At 46.6% G+C, this 17,086-nt stretch carries 15 protein-coding genes and 1 pseudogene; 14 read left to right on the plus strand and 2 right to left on the minus strand.

What is annotated here, in order from left to right:
* Window positions 1-10 precede the first annotated feature (10 nt).
* The 8 genes from tuaB to G9F50_RS02345 all read left to right on the plus strand — a co-directional run bounded on the left by tuaB (window position 11) and on the right by G9F50_RS02345 (window position 9,436).
* Window positions 11-1,459 (plus strand): teichuronic acid biosynthesis protein TuaB, encoded by a 1,449-nt coding sequence (tuaB, locus tag G9F50_RS02310; protein WP_060562488.1) that lies wholly within the window; start codon window positions 11-13, stop codon window positions 1,457-1,459.
* The gene (gene tuaC / locus G9F50_RS02315; protein WP_165406489.1) at window positions 1,456-2,652 is read left to right on the plus strand and encodes a teichuronic acid biosynthesis protein TuaC; all 1,197 of its coding nucleotides are present in this window, start codon (window positions 1,456-1,458) and stop codon (window positions 2,650-2,652) included. The genes tuaB and tuaC overlap by 4 nt, the downstream gene beginning before the upstream one ends.
* A gap of 4 nt (window positions 2,653-2,656) precedes the next feature.
* On the plus strand, window positions 2,657-3,997 hold the full coding sequence (gene tuaD / locus G9F50_RS02320) for a UDP-glucose 6-dehydrogenase TuaD (protein ID WP_060562490.1): 1,341 nt from the start codon (window positions 2,657-2,659) through the stop codon (window positions 3,995-3,997).
* Between the two features lie 67 nt (window positions 3,998-4,064).
* Window positions 4,065-5,552: a teichuronic acid biosynthesis protein TuaE gene (gene tuaE / locus G9F50_RS02325; protein ID WP_060562491.1), complete on the plus strand. Its 1,488-nt coding sequence runs from the start codon at window positions 4,065-4,067 to the stop codon at window positions 5,550-5,552.
* A complete protein-coding gene (gene tuaF / locus G9F50_RS02330; RefSeq protein WP_060562492.1) occupies window positions 5,549-6,229 on the plus strand; it encodes a teichuronic acid biosynthesis protein TuaF in 681 nt (226 codons plus the stop codon). The genes tuaE and tuaF overlap by 4 nt, the downstream gene beginning before the upstream one ends.
* 23 nt (window positions 6,230-6,252) lie before the next feature.
* Window positions 6,253-7,011 carry a teichuronic acid biosynthesis protein TuaG gene (gene tuaG / locus G9F50_RS02335; protein WP_003151380.1) on the plus strand — a complete coding sequence of 253 codons (759 nt, stop codon included), beginning with the start codon at window positions 6,253-6,255 and terminating at the stop codon, window positions 7,009-7,011.
* Between the two features lie 19 nt (window positions 7,012-7,030).
* The gene (gene tuaH / locus G9F50_RS02340; RefSeq protein ID WP_060562493.1) at window positions 7,031-8,227 is read left to right on the plus strand and encodes a teichuronic acid biosynthesis protein TuaH; all 1,197 of its coding nucleotides are present in this window, start codon (window positions 7,031-7,033) and stop codon (window positions 8,225-8,227) included.
* A gap of 132 nt (window positions 8,228-8,359) precedes the next feature.
* Window positions 8,360-9,436 (plus strand): glycosyltransferase family 4 protein, encoded by a 1,077-nt coding sequence (locus G9F50_RS02345; protein ID WP_003151382.1) that lies wholly within the window; start codon window positions 8,360-8,362, stop codon window positions 9,434-9,436.
* 98 nt (window positions 9,437-9,534) lie between these two features.
* On the opposite strand, the gene G9F50_RS02350 is transcribed toward G9F50_RS02345, so the two are convergent.
* Complete coding sequence (locus G9F50_RS02350; RefSeq protein ID WP_012118574.1) at window positions 9,535-10,755, minus strand: LCP family protein; 1,221 nt, start codon at window positions 10,753-10,755, stop codon at window positions 9,535-9,537.
* Between the two features lie 4 nt (window positions 10,756-10,759).
* A complete protein-coding gene (locus tag G9F50_RS02355) occupies window positions 10,760-11,407 on the minus strand; it encodes a YigZ family protein (RefSeq protein WP_007614107.1) in 648 nt (215 codons plus the stop codon).
* Between the two features lie 222 nt (window positions 11,408-11,629).
* On the opposite strand from G9F50_RS02355, the gene degS reads away from it, so the two are divergent.
* The 6 genes and pseudogenes from degS to G9F50_RS02385 all read left to right on the plus strand — a co-directional run bounded on the left by degS (window position 11,630) and on the right by G9F50_RS02385 (window position 17,034).
* Entirely contained in the window at window positions 11,630-12,793 is a 1,164-nt protein-coding gene (gene degS / locus G9F50_RS02360; RefSeq protein ID WP_007407484.1) for a two-component sensor histidine kinase DegS, read from the plus strand.
* A gap of 76 nt (window positions 12,794-12,869) precedes the next feature.
* Window positions 12,870-13,559: a two-component system response regulator DegU gene (gene degU / locus G9F50_RS02365; RefSeq protein WP_003219701.1), complete on the plus strand. Its 690-nt coding sequence runs from the start codon at window positions 12,870-12,872 to the stop codon at window positions 13,557-13,559.
* A gap of 97 nt (window positions 13,560-13,656) precedes the next feature.
* The gene (locus tag G9F50_RS02370) at window positions 13,657-14,505 is read left to right on the plus strand and encodes a DegV family protein (RefSeq protein ID WP_003151387.1); all 849 of its coding nucleotides are present in this window, start codon (window positions 13,657-13,659) and stop codon (window positions 14,503-14,505) included.
* Window positions 14,506-14,612: 107 nt separating this feature from the next.
* Window positions 14,613-15,997: pseudogene (locus G9F50_RS02375) on the plus strand (ATP-dependent helicase ComFA).
* 57 nt (window positions 15,998-16,054) lie between these two features.
* Window positions 16,055-16,339, plus strand: coding sequence for a late competence protein ComFB (gene comFB, locus G9F50_RS02380; RefSeq protein WP_003151389.1), 285 nt, complete (start codon window positions 16,055-16,057; stop codon window positions 16,337-16,339).
* 5 nt (window positions 16,340-16,344) lie between these two features.
* Window positions 16,345-17,034, plus strand: a complete 690-nt coding sequence (locus tag G9F50_RS02385; RefSeq protein ID WP_197714552.1) for a phosphoribosyltransferase family protein — start codon at window positions 16,345-16,347, stop codon at window positions 17,032-17,034.
* The last annotated feature ends 52 nt before the right edge of the window (window positions 17,035-17,086 follow it).

The raw sequence follows: 17,086 nt of genomic DNA on the forward strand, positions 1-17,086 counted from the left end.
AGGGAAAACGATGCCTAGTATTACAAATCAAATCTTGAGCGGCGCCAAATGGACAAGTATTTCGACAGCGTGTATTACGGTCATTCAAATCGTCCAATTCGCCCTGCTCGGGCGGGTCATGTCACTGGCTGAATTCGGCCTTGTCGGCATGATCACAACGGTAGTGGTGTTTGCCCAAATTGCGCTGGATATGGGTTTTGGCGCCGCGCTCATTCAAAAAGATCATGTGACTGATAAACAGATGTCTTCCTTGTACTGGCTGAATATCATAACGGGGCTTGCGCTGTTTGCGCTGCTGTTTTTCAGCAGTCCGCTCATCGCCGATTTTTATCGGCGGGAGGAGCTTTTCTATTTAATCCGCGTGCTGGCCGTCATGTTTTTAATCGCGCCGATCGGTCAGCAATACCAGTATATGCTGCAAAAAGCGCTGGCATTTAACACGTTAAGCAAGATTGAAATCTTTTCAAATGTGCTGTCCTTCGTGTATTTGGCGGCCGCGGTTTTTTATACGGACCCGATTCTCGCCTATGTGATTTCTCAGGTGCTGCTGCAATCGTCAAAAGGCATTCTGTACTGGATGGCCTGCAGAAAAACATGGAGACCGGCGTTGGTTTTTGATCTGAAAGGAATGAAAGGCTTCTTTTCTTTCGGGGCCTTTCAGCTGTCTTCCCGGCTTGTGAACCGGCTCGGAGCGAATATTGATATGATTCTGATCGGCAGTTTTATCGGCGCTGAGGCGCTCGGCATTTACAATCTGGCCTACCAGATTGTCACGCTTCCGGTATTAAAAATTAATCCGATCATTACGAGAGTCGCGTTTCCCGTCTTTGCGAAAAACAAGCATGAAAACAGCGTTATCAGAGAAGGATTTCTCAATATGACCAAAATACTCGCGCTGATATCCTTTCCGCTTTTGCTCGGTTTGGTTTCAGTGTCGGATGCATTCGTGGCTTCGGTATTCGGAGAAAAATGGCTGGCGGCTGTCCCGGTTTTAAACGTTCTCGCCATCGTCGGGATATTAAGGGTTCTGATGAATCCGAACGGATCTGTGCTGCTCGCAAAAGGGCGGGCCGATCTGGCGTTTTATTGGGACGCCGGGGTGATGCTGCTGTATGGTGCATCTTTGTACGCCGCCGTGCTGTCCGGAAATCTCTTGACGGTAGCCTGGACGTACGCTTTCATCAGCATCCTGAATTTCCTGATCGGGCGCTGGCTGTTGGCATATGTCATTAAGCTGCGGCTGTCGGCTTACTTCAAAGCCGTGGCCAAACCGTTTCTGCTTACGGCGGCAATGGGTGTCATCGCTTTTACAGCCAGCTTCGGCACGGAGCGGATCAGCCTTGATGTCAAGCTGCGTCTGGCGATCTCCGTAGCCTGCGGCGCGTTGTGTTATTTATTCCTGTTAGGAAAAGCTTATCCGCATATGAAAAGTAAATTAAGAAAAGGACGTTTGCTATGAAGGTATTGTGGATGACAAGTGTCTATCCGAGCAGTGAGAAGCCGGGGGAAGGCGTTTTTCATGAGACGCAGGCGCAAGAACTGAGAAAGCTTGGCGCGGAGATGACCGTCATTTGTCCGCGGCCGAAACTCGCCGCGCCATTCCGGGTGCTGAAAAAGACATATCGGCAAACGGATATCAGGCCGGCGCATGAATGGCGGAAAGGCGTGTCCGTCCACCGGCCGTTTTATCAGGCGGTTCCCGGGCAGCTGAAATGGGTGCAGCCGCATAAAAGAATGGCGTCATCGGTTCTTTCCGCGATTAAAAATCATGGCCTGAAGCCCGACCTGATTCACGCGCATTTCGCCATGCCGTCAGGCGGAGCGGCCGCCATTGTGTCAAAGGCTTTAGGCATTCCGTATGTGCTGACCTTGCATGGCAGTGATGTCAATGTCTATCCGCATTACAGCAAAAGCGCTCATCGCGCATTTACATTTGCGGTGCGGGAAGCAGCCGATATTTACGCTGTGAGCGGCAGTCTGCGGGAACAAATGAAAAAGCTCACCGAAGCGGAGTGCAGCGTGCTTCCGATCGGCATCACGCTTGACGCCTTCCGAAAAAAGAACGAGACGAAAGAAGCCGTCAGAAAACGGCTCGGCCTTCCTCCGGATAAAAAACTGATCGTGTTCATCGGCAGGCTTGTCAAAGAGAAAGGCGTTTTCGACTTATCAAAAGCCGTTCAATCATTGGATGAAAGATATGAAGCCGTCTTTGTCGGTGATGGTCCCGCCGCATCTTCATTGCGTGAAGCCGCTCATATCGTCACGGGGCAAGTGCCGAACGACAAGGTACAGGACTATCTGCTGGCTTCGGATGTAATGGCGCTGCCGTCCTACAGCGAAGGCATGCCGACTGTGGTCATTGAGGCGCTCGCTCTGAAGGTGTCGGTGATCTGTACCGATGTCGGAGGATTGGCTTCTTTATTCGGGAAACACCGGGGGTTGCTGATCAAGCCGGGTTCACCTGAGACGCTGGCAGAATCGATTCTGCAATATGACGAAGGAGAGGCTTGGACGCCGCAAACAGCCGAGGAACTTTATCAAACCGTCCGCACGTATTTTGACGCAAGCCAAAACGCGAAAGCGCTGAAAGAGAAATACCGATCCGTAATGAACCGGGCCGGGCAAGAGGAGAACCTTTCGAAAGAGGGATGAAGCTGTGAAAAAAATCGCTGTATTAGGAACAGGGTATGTAGGTCTTGTATCTGGAACTTGTTTTGCGGAAATCGGCCATCATGTGACTTGCTGTGACATCAATGAAGCGAAAATCAGAAGCTTGCAAAACGGAGTCATCCCGATATATGAACCAGGGCTTGAGGAATTAGCCGAAAAAAACGTCAGTGCCGGGCGCTTATCCTTTACGGCCGGCATTGAGCCGGCTGTGAAAGCCGCTGATATCATCTATATCGCCGTCGGTACGCCGATGTCAAAGACGGGTGAAGCCGATCTGACCTACATTAAGGCAGCGGCGCAAACAATCGGAGAACAGCTGAACGGATACAAAATCATTGTCACCAAAAGCACTGTTCCGGTCGGGACAGGAAAGCTCGTTTACCAAATCGTCAGCGAAGCGTCAAAGGGAAAATATCTGTTTGATGTCGCGTCAAATCCTGAATTCCTCCGCGAAGGTTCGGCGGTGCGGGATACGATGCAGATGGAGCGGGCGGTCATCGGCGCCACAAGCGAACATGCCGCTTCGGTCATTGAAGAGCTTCATAAGCCGTTCCGTACGAAGATCGTAAAGACCAATCTTGAAAGCGCGGAAATGATTAAGTATGCCGCAAATGCTTTTTTAGCCGCCAAAATATCTTTTATTAACGATATCGCCAATATTTGCGAACGTGTCGGGGCGGACATTTCCCACGTGTCAGAAGGCGTCGGTCTTGACAGCCGGATCGGGAATAAATTTCTCCAGGCGGGCATCGGATTCGGCGGATCCTGCTTTCCGAAGGATACAACGGCTTTATTGCATATCGCAAACGCCGCCGGCTATCCGTTTCAAATGATGGAAGCCGTCATTGAAACCAATCAGAAGCAGCGGGTCCGTATTACGGAAAAATTGAACCGCGCCATCGGTCCCTTAAAAGGGAAAACCGCGGCCGTACTGGGGCTGGCCTTTAAACCGCACACAAATGATGTCCGCTCCGCCCCGGCTCTTGATATCATCGCAAGTCTTAAAGAGCAGGGCGCTCACGTGAAAGCGTATGATCCGATCGCGATTCCCGAAGCGTCAGCGATATTAGGAGACGGCGGCATTGAATATCACACAGAGCTGTACAGTGCCATCAAAAACGCGGACGCATGCCTGATTACAACAGATTGGCCGGAAGTCAAGGAGATGGATCTTCAGAGAGTGAAGCAGCTGCTCAAACAGCCGGTCATCATTGACGGCAGAAATATGTTTCCGCTGGAGTATATGAGGATTTCAGGATTCACTTATCATTCCGTCGGACGTCCGGCGGTTCATGCCGATCGGCAAATAAAAGAACTGGCAAGATAGAAAAAGATTTGTCTTCAGGCTCTCGGCAGCCCGGCTCGGCTGCCGGTTTTGGAAAGGGGTTTGCCATGTGAGTATCAAACGTTCAGCGGCACATGTTCTTGTGCTGCTTGCCGCTCTCATTACAGGAGGATTCATCATGCTGGAGGCGGTCAGGGCGGATGCCGGCTTCGGAAAAATCACCGTGCTGCTGTTTGCCGCCATGATCGGTATTGCCGGACTTGCTTTGCTATCCGCCTTTACAACAAACGGTCAGATGTTTATGGGGCTCATTTATATCCTGATCGCGTGTACATTTTTAAACCAGGCCTTCTTTGCGGTCCATCTCGGATTTTTCAGCTTATTTATATACCGGCTGTTATTAATCGGAGCAGGCGCCCTTCACATCGCCGGCATCCTGACAAACCGTCATCATATTGACAGATGGAATCGGGTGAATGTAAAAGGGGTTCTGATGTTTTTCGCCTTATGGTTTACATACGGTCTCCTATCGTTATTGTGGGCAAAATCCGTGACGTACGGGATTAAATATTTAGCTTTAATGGGAATGGGCATGTTTTTGATTTATCTTATTGTCATGTTCATTCAGCGCTTTGATCAGCTGATGGTTTTTTACGGCATATGGCTTGTGATGACCATTTTTGTGATGGCGATCGGCTTTTACAACCATTTTACACACCACCATCTGCCGAGCTCCACGCTTTATAACGGCCCGCAGTACAAACAGCATTATCCGACGTCCGTTTTCTTTAATCAAAATGATTTTGCTACCTTTTTGTGCATCAGTTTCTTTCTGTATGCGGCGGCGGTGAAAAATATGAAAAACGGCTATGTGAAGGCCGTCAGCCTGCTCTTTGCGATCTGCGCTTTGTATTTAATCATTTTGACCGGTTCGCGCGCGAGTCTGCTGGGCATATGCGCGGGGGCGGCTGTATACGTCTTCATCCTGCTGCCTTCCCTGTTGAAAAAACTCGCGCTGTACGCAGCGGGAGCGGGTGCGGCGCTGTTTGCGGTTTTATTTGCGGGCCGTATCACCAATGCCGTCTTGAATCTGTTTTCAGCTCCGCAAGCGATGCCGGGACAGCAACCGCTTCCTTCCAACCTTGCGAGGGCGAATCTTTTAAAAAACGCCTTTCACTATGTGATTGATTCCTGGGGGTTCGGAGTGGGTGCCGGAAACGTCTCTTACTATTTAAAAGCGGAGCCCGTTTATGATACGGGCGGCGTAGTTGAGGTGCACAACTGGCTCGTCGAGATTATGGCGAACTTCGGCGTGCTTACGATGCTCGGTTACCTGACAGTCTATTTGTTCCTTTTTTGGACACTTTATAAATGTCATGAAAGAAAATCGGAAAATCAGTCAAGACTGATCACAGAAGGACTTATCACGGCGATGGCCGGTTTTTTGGTAAGCAGCATCAGCCCAAGCTCCGTATCAAATTTATTTTTCCACTGGGTATTTCTCTCGCTCGTGATCGCGGCGGTCAATATATTGAGGCGTTTACAAAAGGAGCCTGCCGTCACGGCGTACTATGAAAAACAGGGAGATGCGAGATGAAGGATATGTTGACAAGAATAACCCGGCGTATCAAAAAGAATATCATTTGGATCATTGCGCTGCCCGTTGTGTTAGGGGCGGCGGGATATGTATTGCCGTCAAAAATCAGCGGAAACGGCAGTTTTACATCAGAAGCCGCGATCGCCCCGGGAAATTATGATCATCCGCTTTATAACAATACAAAAGAAATCCCGCTCCTTTTGACGAGCGATGCCTTTTTAAAGCAGGCTTTGCCTGATAAAACAGACGAAGAAAGAGCGGCCGTGAAAAGTAAACTGACTGTCGAAACACAATCAGATTCATTGATCACGGTCAGCTACAGCGGCCAAAACAAACAGGAGACCGAATCGGTGTTTCAAGCCGTCATAACAACTTTTCTGAAGAATGATCAGGACCTGTTTGAAAAACGGGCAAAAGTAGTGCGGCAGAGTATTGCTGCGCTTGAAGGAGAAACCGTCAGCGCGGACGCCAAAGTGGATAAGGAACGATTTTTATACGAATTGAAAAATACGCAGCTGAACCTGAAAGCGGCCGGCATCATCAATTCAGAGCCGATGAATGAAACGGCGGGACAAGGCATGCCGCCGAAAAAGAAAGCGGTTCTGGGCGTTTTAATCGGCATTGCAGTTGCATTTATGTTCATTGTCATTCCTGAGTTTTTTAGAGAGTCCTTGTAAAAATCTGCGATGGAGATGTGACCATGACAAACTGGAAACCTTTCGTATCTGTCATTACACCGTCTTATAATGCAAGTGAATATATCGAAGACACGATTCAGTCTGTTTTACATCAAAGCCACCCGCATTGGGAAATGATTATCGCGGATGATTGTTCAACGGACGGAACGAGAGATATTTTACGGCAATATGAACAAAAGGATGAGCGGATCCGCGTCGTTTATTTAGATAAAAACGGGGGAGCCGCGGCTGCCAGAAATACAGCCCTTAAACATGCCAAGGGCCGTTATGTCGCATTTCTGGACAGCGATGACAGATGGAAAAAGGAAAAGCTTCAAAAACAGCTTGCGTTTATGGCAGAGCGGTCCTGCGCTTTTTCATTTACGGGCTACAGCGTCATGGAGCAGGACGGAACGCCGACGGACAAAACGATTCAAGCCCCTGAAAGCCTGTCATATGATGAAGCTTTAAAAAACACGATTATCGGGTGTTTAACGGTCATGATTGACAGAGAGCAGACGGGGCAGATTCAAATGCCTGATATCAGAACGCGGCAGGATTTAGCGACATGGCTTTCCCTGCTGAAAAGGGGATTTACGGCTTACGGCCTGAATGAGTGCCTTTCAGAATACAGGCTTGTGCAGAATTCGATTTCAAGCAACAAGTGGAAAGCCGCAAAAAAAACGTGGTTTGTTTATAGAGAAATTGAGCGCCTGCATTTTATCAAGGCTTCGTGGTGTTTTATGCAATATGCAAAAAACGCGGTCTTGAAAAGACTGTAGGCGTCAGAGGAGCTGGGTGATGAAGGTGGAACCGATTATTCACGTAATCGTCGGAGCAGCAGAATGGGGGCATGACCGGCTGAGATACAGACGGCACCGGCTGGCTGAATTTCTCGCCCGGCAAAAAGAAACGAAAAGCGTCATTTGGGTATGCCCGTCTCCGCGAGCCAATGATGGTCAGATGGCCGGGATCGCCGAGGGAATCCGGCAGTTCACTGTAAAGGATCTCATGCGGCAAAAAGCTTTCCGCTTCGGCAGGTATACAGACATGTGCTACAGGCATAAGCTTTCACCATTGGTGAACATGCTGAAGGAAGAAGGAGAAGGGGCCCGCTGCTGCTTATGGTACACCTTCCCCGGTTTTCCGCTGCTGGCAGATCTGTTTCCTTGGGATGAAGTGATTTACGATTGCAGTGATCTGTGGGCCGCTCCGATCAGCGGCCGGTCCGGGGTGCTGTCAAATGTTAGAAGAAACATCATTAAACAGGCGGAAATGAGAATCATTCAGCGTGCCGATTCCATTACGTGTACATCTGACTGTCTGCACCAGGAGGTCGGAAAAAAGCTGGAGAACCCGCACCAGAAAGTGTTCACCATTGAAAACGGAGTGGAATATGACCTGTTTTCACGGGAAAATAAACAGCCGGATGAAGACATTTTACGGGGACGGAACGGAACGGTTCTCGGTTTTATCGGCGGAATCAAACCGAAGCTCGATTTTGCGCTTATGGCGGAAACGGCAGATGTGAGGCCTGACTGGACGATTTTATTGGTAGGCCCGAACACGGCTCAGGACGATCCGGATTTCAAGTCGCTTCTGAAGCGTCCGAATGTCATTTGGACGGGACCTGCCGCGCCGAATGAGGTGCCGTCCTATATGCAGCTTGTCGACATCGGCATCATGCCGTATAAAAATTCACCTTATAATGACGCGGTATTTCCGCTTAAGCTTTTTGAATTTTTAGCCGCCGGGAAACCGGTTGTCGGCTGCAACCTTTCTTCTACGTCAAAAATCAAAAGGCCTTTCGTCTATGAATACGTTGAAGGGAGTGACCCCGCAGATTTCATCGCGGCCTGCGACGCGCTTCTGGCAGCGGACTGCAGCGGATCATATGAGGCTTTGCGCCGTGAATTGGCCCGGAGACGGGATTGGAATGTTTTATTCGGCCGAATGCTCGAATGCACGGGTATATTGAAAAATGCGCAATCCCATTAAAAGGGAAAGCGCATTTTTTGATTTGCGTGTTTCTTTTTGATGATGCTTGTTATAATAACTAGTAAGAATTATAATGGAAGGAACGGTTCAATATCAGAAAAGACTTCATATAATTCCAAAGGAGACTTCTTTATGCTTGACGAACGCATGTTTCGCATAGTTGTTGCGTTTTTTGTCTCTCTGCTAACGGTTTTAATCCTAACTCCTATCGTAAAAAAAATTGCGATCAAAATAGGTGCAGTTGACCAGCCCAGCAACCGAAAAGTACATGATAAAATAATGCCCCGTATGGGCGGCCTGGCCATCTTTATCGGCGTAGCGGCGGGTGTGCTCGCGGCCGGCATATATAATGAAACAAAAATGACCGCCATTACAGTGGGTGCGTTTATTATTGTTATTTTAGGAATCCTTGATGATAAATACCAATTAAGCGCAAAGGTAAAGTTTTTCGTCCAGCTGGCCGTGGCCATTATGATTGTGAGCACGGGACTGAAAATGGACTTTTTCTCCGTACCGTTTTTAACGGAACGTTTAGAATTGGGATGGGTCGCTTACCCGCTGACTGTGTTATGGATCGTCGGTATTACGAACGCGATGAACCTGATTGACGGTTTGGACGGACTCGCTGCCGGCCTGTCGGTCATCGGACTCTCCACTATCGCCGTTATGGCGTTGTCCGGAGGGAAAATCCTTATTCTGTCACTTTCACTTGTCGTGATAGGAAGCACACTCGGATTTTTGTTTTATAATTTTCATCCGGCAAAGATATTTATGGGAGATACCGGATCGCTCTTTCTCGGATACGTCATCTCAGTACTCTCATTATTAGGTCTTTATAAAAGTGTTACTTTATTCAGTATCATCATTCCGATCATCATTTTGGGCGTGCCGATTTTTGATACGACATTCGCCGTCATCAGGCGGATTTTAAACAAACAGCCGATCTCAGCGCCTGATAAGTCACATATACACCACCGGCTGATGGCCTTCGGGCTGTCACACCGCACGGCTGTCATTATCATTTATTTAATCGGCTTTATTTTCAGCGTCAGTGCCATCCTGCTGAAAAGCGCGACCATATGGCTTTCGCTGTTTATTATTTTTGTATTGATTGTATTTATGCAAATCATAGCAGAGGTCACAGGGTTAGTAAATGAACAATTTAAACCATTTACCAAGTTTTACAAGAGATTGGTAAAGAAAAATTAAAAAGAGCAGATCATGCGAATGGTCTGCTTTTTTGTGGATTCTGCTATTCTCTTATTATATAAAAAAACCCGATCCTGCTCAAAGGATCGGGTTTACTCTTAATAGCCTGTTGTGCCGCCGGACTGTGTGCTGTCCGTACCATTTGCACCGGCAGTACCGTTGGTTGAATCAGTGGTACCGCTTGTTCCTGCGCTGCCGGAAGTCGAATCAGCCGTACCGCCTGTTCCTGTGCTGTCAGAAGTCGAATCAGTCGTACTGTCCGTTCCGGTGCTGTCAGAAGCAGGATCGGACGCCGTGCTGCTTCCGGACGGGTAATCCAGGTGTTTCTGCAATTCCTGCCGTACTTTTTCGAGATTGGTCGGATCGGGCTGGAAATAATACGTTCCGCCCGTAGACGCGGTTCCGCCGCCGCCTAAATATAAATCTGATCCTGTTATGGTCAGTGTATCAATCTTTTTGCTGGTAAAGCCGTTGTAAATCTGCTGAAGGGCGAGTCCTTCAGTGATTCGAATATTCGTTTGGACATTATTGCTTGCTGTTTCAGCGATTTTATCGATTTTAGCAATGTTTCCAGCCTTAGACATTTGGTCGATCAGTGCATTTAGGATTTGCTTTTGGCGGTCATTACGGCCGAAGTCTCCGCGTTTATCCTGCTTTCTCATGCGTGCGTAAGCCAGAGCCTGCTCACCGTTCAAATGCATGTTTCCTTTCTTGAAGTAGATCCGTTTCTTTTTACTGACGTCACTCATCTCGTCGAAGTCAAAAGGCACTTTTACATTGACTCCGCCGACTTCATCAATAACATCCTTAAAGCCGTTAAAATCGACAGTGACATACTTATCAATCGGTATGCCTAATAAGTCTTCGACGGTTGAGACGGTTTCATCCGCCCCGCCTTTAGCAAAAGCCGCATTGATTTTTGATTTTTTACCGGTTGTATCGCCGGCAAGCGTCACCCGCGTATCACGCGGAATACTCAGCATTTTCATTGTTTTATTTCTCGGATCAAGGGTAACGACAATAAGAGAGTCTGATCGTCCGCCTTTTCCGCTTGTGGCATAATTTTCGATCCCCATAAACAAAATGGAGAACGGTTTTTTCTTCATATCGATGACTTTATCCCGAAGTTTTGATTTGTCTCCGCGGGAAAGGGCATCATATGCATTATCTGCCGCATTGATCGTTTTGTATACTTTGTATCCGCCAAACCCGGCAGCGACTAACAAAACGAGGGTAAGCAGCAGCAAAATTCGTTTGAATATGATCTTTCGTTTGCTTTTCTTTTTCTTTCGAACACGCACTCTTACACGTTCAGCCATTACATTAGTCTCCTTTAGGGCTGACGTCTGTTTCTAAATACGTCAGTTCTCCCTCTGTATTCTTACTCTTGCCGTTCGTCAGTTCTGTCATCCATTTTATAAACTCGTCTTTGTCTTTTTCTTCAACGTACGTTTCAAATTCGACATGATCCGCATAATGGATATCTTTCAGTAAAAAAACTGATTCTCTCAGTTCGTTCTCTATCTTGCCGAGCCACGTATAATCCGCTGATGTATGCATAATCCGCATCAGCTTCCGCTCCGTAACTCCTATATGATTTAAGCCTTCAGACACTGACTTCCCATATGCACGAATCAATCCGCCTGCACCGAGCTTTATTCCGCCGAAATACCGGGTAACCACCGCGCAGGTATCTTTCAGACCGCGTTTTTTCAGCACTTCCAGCATGGGGACGCCGGCTGTGCCGCTTGGTTCTCCGTCATCATTCGCCTTTTGTATATGGTCGGTTTCGCCGATCAGATAAGCTGAGCAGTTATGAGTCGCATTCCAGTGCTGTTTTTTTATCTTTTGTATAAATTCCTGCGCTTCCTCTTCAGAAGCAGCACGGCTCAGGTGACAGATAAAACGCGATTTTTCAATCACAATCTCATGTTCACCCGTTTCTTTAACTGTTAAATAGCTGTGCAGCATGATTGCTGGACCCTCCTGACAAGCATTAAAAGACTTGTTTCTACAAATTCGAACAGACTTTAGAATTTTTGCGCATATTTTGGTATCATGAAAGAGTAAGATACTATATAAAAATGTTTTTTTCTAGAATATACGCATTCTTTCATTATAATTCGACATAAATTGCAGTTCAATTACATTTATAATAAAAATACATAACAACACCGTTACGGAGGGAGACAGATGAATAAATCGAAGATGGACTCCAAAGTTTTGGATTCTATACTTATGAAAATGCTGAAAACCGTGGACGGGAGTAAGGACGAGGTTTTTCAAATCGGAGAGCAGTCGCGCCAGCAATATGAGCAGCTGGTTGAAGAACTCAAACAGATCAAACAGCAGGTCTACGAAGTCATTGAGCTGGGCGACAAACTTGAAGTTCATACGCGGCACGCACGAAACCGCTTGTCTGAAGTAAGCAGAAATTTCCATAAGTTCAGCGAAGAAGAAATTCGCAACGCCTATGAAAAGGCGCACAAACTTCAAGTGGAACTGACGATGATCCAACAGCGTGAAAAGCAGCTGCGGGAGCGCAGAGATGATTTAGAACGCCGGCTTTTAGGTCTTCAGGAAATCATTGAACGGTCAGAATCGTTGGTCAGCCAAATAACCGTCGTTCTGAATTACCTGAATCAAGACCTTCGCCAAGTAGGGCTTCTTCTTGCCGATGCGCAGGCTAAACAAGATTTCGGTTTAAGAATCATTGAAGCCCAAGAGGAAGAAAGAAAAAGAGTTTCCAGAGAAATTCATGACGGTCCCGCGCAAATGCTGGCAAATGTCATGATGAGATCTGAATTAATTGAACGGATCTTCCGCGACCGCGGCACGGAGGACGGATTTCAGGAAATCAGAAATCTGCGGCAGAATGTGCGGAATGCCCTTTACGAAGTCAGAAGGATTATATATGATTTAAGACCGATGGCATTGGACGATCTCGGGCTGATTCCGACACTGAGAAAATATCTTTATACAACTGAAGAATACAACGGAAAGGTGAAAATACATTTTCAGTGCATCGGAGACACGGAGAACCAAAGGCTTGCCCCGCAATTTGAAGTGGCGCTTTTCCGTCTCGCTCAGGAAGCCGTCACAAATGCACTCAAGCATTCAGAATCAGAGGAAATTACAGTAAAAGTGGAAGTAACCGCTGATTTTGTCGTTCTCATCATTAAGGACAATGGAAAAGGCTTTGATATTAAGGATGCTAAACAAAAGAAAAACAAGTCATTCGGCTTGCTGGGAATGAAAGAAAGAGTAGATCTGCTTGAAGGAACGATAACGATAGACTCTAAAATAGGTCTTGGGACATTTATCATGATTAAGGTTCCGTTATCTCTCGGCCTATAATTTGTTAAATAGAGCCAAAAGACATATTGACCGAACAGCGGCGTATATAGAACAATAGGATAAGGAGGCGTAGCGTGTGACTAAAGTAAATATTGTTATTATCGACGACCATCAACTATTCCGTGAGGGTGTAAAAAGAATATTGGATTTTGAACCTACCTTTGAAGTGGTAGCAGAAGGTGACGATGGAGATGAGGCGGCTCGAATCGTCGAGCATTATCATCCCGATGTTGTCATAATGGACATCAATATGCCGAATGTAAATGGAGTAGAGGCTACTAAACAGCTTGTTGAGCTGTACCCTGAATCTAAGGTGATTATCCTCTCCATCCATGATGATGAAAACTATGTGACTCATGCTTTAAAAACAGGTGCAAGAGGCTATCTCCTGAAAGAGATGGACGCAGATACTTTAATCGAAGCAGTGAAAGTGGTAGCCGAGGGAGGTTCTTACCTTCACCCGAAAGTAACCCACAATCTTGTCAACGAATTCCGCCGTCTTGCGACAAGCGGAGTTTCTGCTCATCCTCAGCATGAGGTTTACCCGGAAATCCGGAGACCATTACATATATTAACGAGACGGGAATGTGAAGTGCTGCAAATGCTTGCAGACGGAAAAAGCAACCGCGGAATCGGTGAATCATTGTTTATCAGTGAGAAAACAGTGAAAAATCACGTGAGTAATATTTTGCAGAAAATGAACGTTAATGACCGGACACAAGCCGTTGTCGTAGCCATTAAAAACGGCTGGGTAGAGATGCGTTAGTCATGTGTGAGAAGACTTGCCTGTTATGGCAAGTCTTTTTTTACAGCTGCATATCTATTAAAATACTTATTAAGTACTTAATAAGGCAGGTAAAGTGATGAAGATTGCAGTTGTAACAGACAGTACAGCATATATTCCGAAAGAGATGAGAGAAGAACATCATATTCATATGATCCCTCTCCAAGTGGTTTTCGGTGAAAAAACATTCCGCGAAGAAACAGAACTCGACTGGAGAAGTTTTTATAAAGAAGTAAAAAATCATGATGAGCTGCCGACTACGTCCCAGCCTTCTTTCGGTGAATTAATCGCATTGTACGAAGAACTGGGCAAAACATATGACGCAGTCATAAGCATACATTTGTCCAGCGGAATCAGCGGAACTTATAACAGCGCCGCCTCGGCAAACACTATGGTTGATCATATTAAAGTTTATCCCTTTGATTCAGAGATCAGCTGTTTGGCACAAGGTTTTTATGCATTAAAGGCAGCACAGCTCATTAAAGACGGTGTTGACTCACCGGAAGAGATTATAAAAGAGCTGGAAGAAATGAAAAAAACAGTCCGTGCGTATTTTATGGTGGACGATTTATCACACCTCCAGCGGGGCGGGCGTCTAAGCAGTGCTCAGGCTTTTATCGGCGGTCTGTTAAAGGTAAAGCCTATTCTTCATTTTGACAATAAGGTAATTGTTCCTTTTGAGAAGATTCGGACACGCAAAAAAGCGATTTCGAGAATTTTTGAGCTGTTTGGGGAGGATGCAAGTAAAGGAATCCCAATGCGGGCAGCTGTCATCCATGCAAACAGGGAAGAAGAAGCGGCGGATATTATACAGGAGTTAAGCGGTAAATATCCTCATGTCGAATTCTATAACAGCTATTTCGGTGCCGTGATCGGAACCCATTTGGGCGAAGGCGCCATCGGAATCGGCTGGTGCTTTAAAAACTAAGTGAAAATCTCCGTTTTCAAGGGCGGAGATTTTTTTATTATTAAGTTTTCGTGATTCGACAAAAAAATTCCCGGCAGGCATACTTTGAGCAGAAAGGAGGCAGGGAGATGTCCGAAGGTGCTTCAGAATTTTCAGAGGTGCGGGATTTCTTTTACGGCCGGCATTTATTGAGATCTGAGATACCGTTTTCAGATCATCGCATCAAGCGTTTTACAGAAAAAGAATATATAACGGCCGAGCCGTCAATCATCCGCCGGAAAAACCGTTACGTCTGCCAACGATGCGGTCAGTCTGATCAAGCCAGCTTTGCGGCTTTTTGGGCGCCCTCTGCCAAAAGGCAGATTACCTATTGCCGTGCCTGTGTCATGATGGGAAGGGCTGATGAACTGACATCATTATATTCTTGGAATCAAACCCCTGAAAACAGCTGGGAGCCTGTAAAGCTTTCTTGGGAAGGAACACTGACAGACGGACAGAAGCGGGCGGCCGCCGCGCTTACAGATGCGATAAAAGAGAGACAAGAGCTGTTAGTATGGGCGGTTTGCGGATCAGGGAAAACAGAGATGCTGTTTCCGGGTATCGAGTTTGCGCTGAATCACGGTTTGCGCGTCTGTGTCGCGACTCCGCGTACAGATGTCGTACTTGAACTGCTGCCGAGACTGAAAAAAGCATTTGAGAAAGTCGAAGTTTCTGCTTTGTACGGCGGCAGCGAAGAAAAAGGCTGCTTGACTCCGCTGATGATTTCAACCGCTCACCAGCTGATGCGCTACCGAGACATTTTTGATGTCATGATAATAGATGAAGTAGATGCGTTTCCTTTTTCAGCCGATGAGACATTAAGATTCGCTGTTGATAAAGCGAGGAAGAAAAACAGCGCCCTTGTTTATGTAACGGCGACTCCTTCAGACACATTAAAAAAGAAGGCTGAAGCCGATTTGCTGAAAAGCGTCCGCATACCGGCCAGATATCATCGGAAACCCCTTCCGGAGCCGCGTTTTTTGTGGTGCGGAAATTGGAAGAAGAAGCTTCAGAAAGGAAAACTGCCTCGCTCTGTAACGGATTGGGTCCGCCAAAAACTTCAATTACAGCTGCCGGTTTTCTTATTCGTTCCGTCTGTACATGTATTGAAAAAGACAACGGATTATTTTCGGAAATTAAACATACGGGCAGAAGGCGTACATGCGGAAGACACATTCAGAAAGGATAAAGTGAAACGGTTCAGAAACGGCCGGCTTGACCTGCTGGTAACGACTACGATTTTAGAAAGAGGGGTTACCGTGCCCAAAGTTCAGACATGTGTCCTCGGCGCAGAAGCACCTATCTTTACTGAGAGCGCGCTCGTACAGATCGCGGGCAGAACGGGAAGGCATTATAAACATTTCAGCGGTGATGTCGTCATGTTTCATTTCGGAATTACAAACGGAATGAAAAAAGCAAAAAAACATATAGAGCATATGAACAAATTGGCACAAAAAGTAAATTGTTGGACTAGTTAATTTCAGAAAACGTGATACAGTATACTCATACTTTCCTATGAGGAGCTGTCAGCATGCTTGTCAATTCTAAAGAAATCATATTAAAGGAACTTCTCGACCGCCATATGCCTAAGCTTCATATGAAATGCACATGCCGGGTATGCAAAAATGATGTACTGGCACTTTCACTAAACCGGGCTGAACCGGCATATGTTACAGATAAAAAGAAAGTTGCTTATGCAAAAGCAGAGATAGTTGATAAACAGAAAAATACGGCGCTGCTTGTCATTCTGGCTGAATCAGCGGCGATTGTTTCGGTTAATCCAAGCGAGTTCTGTGAAACTCGGGAAGGAGCGTAATATCTCTGAATTGTTTATTGTGTGATTCACCAATTTCAAGTTCATTGACTTGGAGATCTCTGTTTTCTCTGGCGCCGGGGCAAGAGGTATGCAGCATATGCAGCAGCCAATTCGAAAAAATTGAAGGTCCCGTATGCAGTATATGCGGGAGGCCTCAGGAGTCAAATGAAAAATGCGCTGATTGTGCGGCCCGGGAATCAAAAACGGAAAAGCGCTTTTTGCTGCGGCAAAACCGTTCGGTATATTTGTATAATGATGCGATGAAGGACTCATTGGCCCGGTTTAAATTCAGGGGTGATGCGAAAATCATTCAAGCATTTGAACGTGACTTTGCTGCCGGCTTTAAAGCGGCATATCCATCAAATACACATACTCTCATCCCTATTCCGCTGAGCGGCGAACGGCTGGCGGAACGCGGATTCAATCAATCCGAGCTGCTGGCCTCTCTGCTCGGAATGCCCGTCATTTCCCCCCTCATCCGACTGAACAATGAAAAACAATCCAAAAAGAGCAAAACAGAAAGGCTGTCCGCAGAAAAAAAGTTTTCAGCAGCCGAAAACTCCGCCGAAGGTATGAACGTCATCTTAATAGACGATATTTATACGACGGGCGCCACACTGCATCAAGCCGCCGAAGTCCTGCTGACAGCGGGTAAAGCGTCATCGGTCTCCTCTTTTACTTTAATCAGGAGCTAAATCATTCTTTTTTTCTGCCGATATAATTGATAGAAATATAAGGCAGATTAAA

Source organism: Bacillus sp. EKM206B (genome assembly GCF_011066015.1).
Taxonomy (GTDB): domain Bacteria; phylum Bacillota; class Bacilli; order Bacillales; family Bacillaceae; genus Bacillus; species Bacillus velezensis.